Raw genomic sequence first — 2,731 nt, 5'->3', positions numbered from 1 at the left:
GGTCGTCGGATAAAAAAATATCTCTATGTGCAAGCATTACCTTTGGCGGTATGCCGCGAGTCAACCAGTTAAAAACGCATTGGTAAGTGACGCCGAGGTAATCCGAAACAACGCCAACTCCGCCAAGCTTCATAATTAGCTCTTTGTCGGTCATGATTTTTCCTTTCATCGTTTTGTTTAGTAGATATTAAACAAAATGTTTAAACAGGTCAAGTATTTGTTTAACAAAATCCTGTAAATGTTTGTTTTAATAAGCAAAACTTAAACAAGGTGTTTAACTATGAGTGCTACACACCCAACTATGGCAAGGGTTTTTGAGCAGACAGGACTAGAACCGTCTGCTCTTGCATTGAAAATAAACGCATCGCCGCAGAACGTAACCAATTGGTCTAAACGTGGTATATCAAAGAAAGGCGCGATGGATGTATCGCGAGTATTTGGCTTGAGCTTGGATTGGGTTTTGACAGGCGCTGGCGAACCTAAGAAGCCAAGTCGCGATGATCTGATGCAGCAAATTAAAGATATAGAAAATGGCTCTAATAATCCGACACCACAAGGCACTGTTGGCGCAAGAATGTCTAGCAGCTCCAGTATGGTTCCCATCTTGAGTTGGGTTGCCGCTGGTAGTTGGTCAAATACCGAGCCAGTAACTATGGATGACGTGATAGGTGAAGCACCTAGACCGCCCAACCTGTCTAAGCTAGGGTTTGCGCTAAGGGTTCAAGGTCGCAGCATGATGCCTGAATTCAAGCCTGACGATGTAATTTACGTTGAGCCGCAAACGGGGTTATTTGCCCTTAAGGATAGCGATCTTGTCGTTGTCCAATGCAATGACGATAAAGACGCTACTTTCAAGCAGCTAGTAATAGGTGAGACATACGAGGATATGTACCTAAAGCCATTAAACCCTGATTGGCATGAGCAGAAAATGCTACCAATGGGCGAATGTAATTTGGTTGGAAAAGTGGTAGGTAAATATGCAGAATACTGATGATTGGGCTTACATATGGGTTTGCCGTCTTATAAGGCAGTCGCAGCCAGTGGTTGACTTACCGTTTGGTTGGTGCGTTTATAGAGAGGCGCTAGACTGGGATTAGTAACACTTAACCTTAAAACAAACCGTCCTTTATAGGGGCGGTTTTTTACGCCTTCAAAAAATCATTATGTGTAAATAATTTAACATTTTGTTTAAAAACCTATTGACACTGTTAAACGCTTTGTTTAATATTACACACATCGCAACGAAGAACGCAGGCGATGCAAGCGATAGCAAAACACTGTTTAAAAACTTGATGAAAAGTTAATTAATTATTAGCGATTGGCAACAGTCGTTAATGCTGAATTAACCAATGGTCTATGACCACAACCGAGGATAAAAGCATGGAATTTGAATTTACTGTATTTCTTGACGGTGGCAAAGAAATTACAACAACGGAATGGGTTCATGACGTTGATGAGCGCATGGAGGATTTACGAGAACAGTACGGTGAAGATTGCCACGCTGTTAGAGCAAAACCTATTGACTAACAGATAGCTGGTAAGTCATAGCCGTTTTAATCGACGGCTATTGCGTACTAACTAGGAGATAAGGGTATGCACGAATTAAATAAAAATGAATTGGCGCTGCTGATTCTTTGTATGGAAATAAGAGCTGTTGAGCTAAGAGAGTCTGGCAGAGCTTACAACATAGAAATGAACATTATTAAAAAACTGAAAGCCATCAAATTTTAGCCACAAAAAAGCCCTGCGACTGGCGGACACCAAACAGGGCTTAACACTACTAAGGAAATCATTATGACAGAAAAAGCATTAACAATCATTACGCAGCGTGAAGATTTACCGCAACTGTTTGGTAAGCGTATTGAGAACCAAGCAGCGATTGAAGAAATTATCAGCAAGATTGAAACCGAATCGCGCTCAATCACTTTTGATATTAATACCAAAGACGGTCAAGCAACTTGTCGCTCACTGGCTGCCAAGATTGCCAGTGCTAAATCTACGCTAGACAAGGCAGGTAAGGCTAGAAAAGACGAATACACGGTCACTACCAAGCTGATTGATGCTGATCGCAATCTTACTAAGAGCCGATTACAGGCGCTACAAGATGAAATCAGACAGCCGTTGACTGAGCTTGAGCAACGAGAAGCACAGCGCAAGGCGCAGCATGAAGCGAACCTCGATGAAATGGTTGATTTGTCCAACTTGGTAGGCGCTCACAGCTCAGCTATCAGCGAACGCCTAACCGCCCTGCAAGACAAGGTGATTGACGATGATTGGCAAGAGTATAAGAGCCGAGCGTTAGAAGCCAAAGACTCTACTCTAAAGGCGCTACGTTCACAGCTTGCTGAAATCAAGCAGCGCGAAGATGAACAAGCAGAACTTGCACGGTTACGAGAACAACAAGCCAAACGTGAGCAGCAAGAGCGTGAAGAACGTATCGCAAGAGAAGCTACCGCCAAGGCTAAAGCTGACGCAGAACGACAGGCGCAGCAAATCGCTCAAGAGTCGGAACGCAAAGAACGTGAAGCAAAAGAACGTGAAGCGCGTTTAATTGCTGAAAAAGAAGCGGCTGAGTTAAGAGCTAAGCAACAAGCGGAAGATGCAGCTAAGCGTGAGCGTGAAGCTATCGAAGCAGAACGATTAGAGGCTGAGCGACTAGAGGCTAAGCGCCAAGCCGACAAAAAACATCGTGAGGCTGTTTTCTTTAAAGCAAAAGATGACTTGGTGGCAG

Annotated in this window: 4 protein-coding genes; all 4 read left to right on the top strand. The window is 43.5% G+C overall.

Translation table 11 applies throughout. The features are described 5' to 3' along the window. Positions 1–280 precede the first annotated feature (280 nt). Positions 281–991 (top strand): S24 family peptidase, encoded by a 711-nt coding sequence (locus ABYU67_RS12090; protein WP_372845543.1) that lies wholly within the window; start codon positions 281–283, stop codon positions 989–991. Between the two features lie 389 nt (positions 992–1,380). Next, positions 1,381–1,527 carry a hypothetical protein gene (locus ABYU67_RS12085; RefSeq protein WP_372845541.1) on the top strand — a complete coding sequence of 49 codons (147 nt, stop codon included), beginning with the start codon at positions 1,381–1,383 and terminating at the stop codon, positions 1,525–1,527. A 66-nt stretch (positions 1,528–1,593) separates the two neighbouring features. Continuing rightward, complete coding sequence (locus ABYU67_RS12080) at positions 1,594–1,731, top strand: hypothetical protein (RefSeq protein ID WP_372845539.1); 138 nt, start codon at positions 1,594–1,596, stop codon at positions 1,729–1,731. 63 nt (positions 1,732–1,794) lie between these two features. After that, the coding region (locus ABYU67_RS12075) for a hypothetical protein (RefSeq protein WP_372845538.1) at positions 1,795–2,731 on the top strand (937 nt) is incomplete at its 3' end.

It is taken from the genome of Psychrobacter sp. (assembly GCF_041554015.1).
Classification (GTDB): domain Bacteria; phylum Pseudomonadota; class Gammaproteobacteria; order Pseudomonadales; family Moraxellaceae; genus Psychrobacter.
Note: the sequence above shows the minus strand (reverse complement) of the source record. Positions and strands in the feature narration are given on the sequence as shown.

Excerpts from the sequence above, each read along its gene's own strand:
- ABYU67_RS12090 (WP_372845543.1), top strand. The coding sequence starts at position 281 with ATGAGTGCTACACACCCAACTATGGCAAGGGTTTTTGAGCAGACAGGA.
- ABYU67_RS12085 (WP_372845541.1), top strand. The coding sequence starts at position 1,381 with ATGGAATTTGAATTTACTGTATTTCTTGACGGTGGCAAAGAAATTACA.
- ABYU67_RS12080 (WP_372845539.1), top strand. The coding sequence starts at position 1,594 with ATGCACGAATTAAATAAAAATGAATTGGCGCTGCTGATTCTTTGTATG.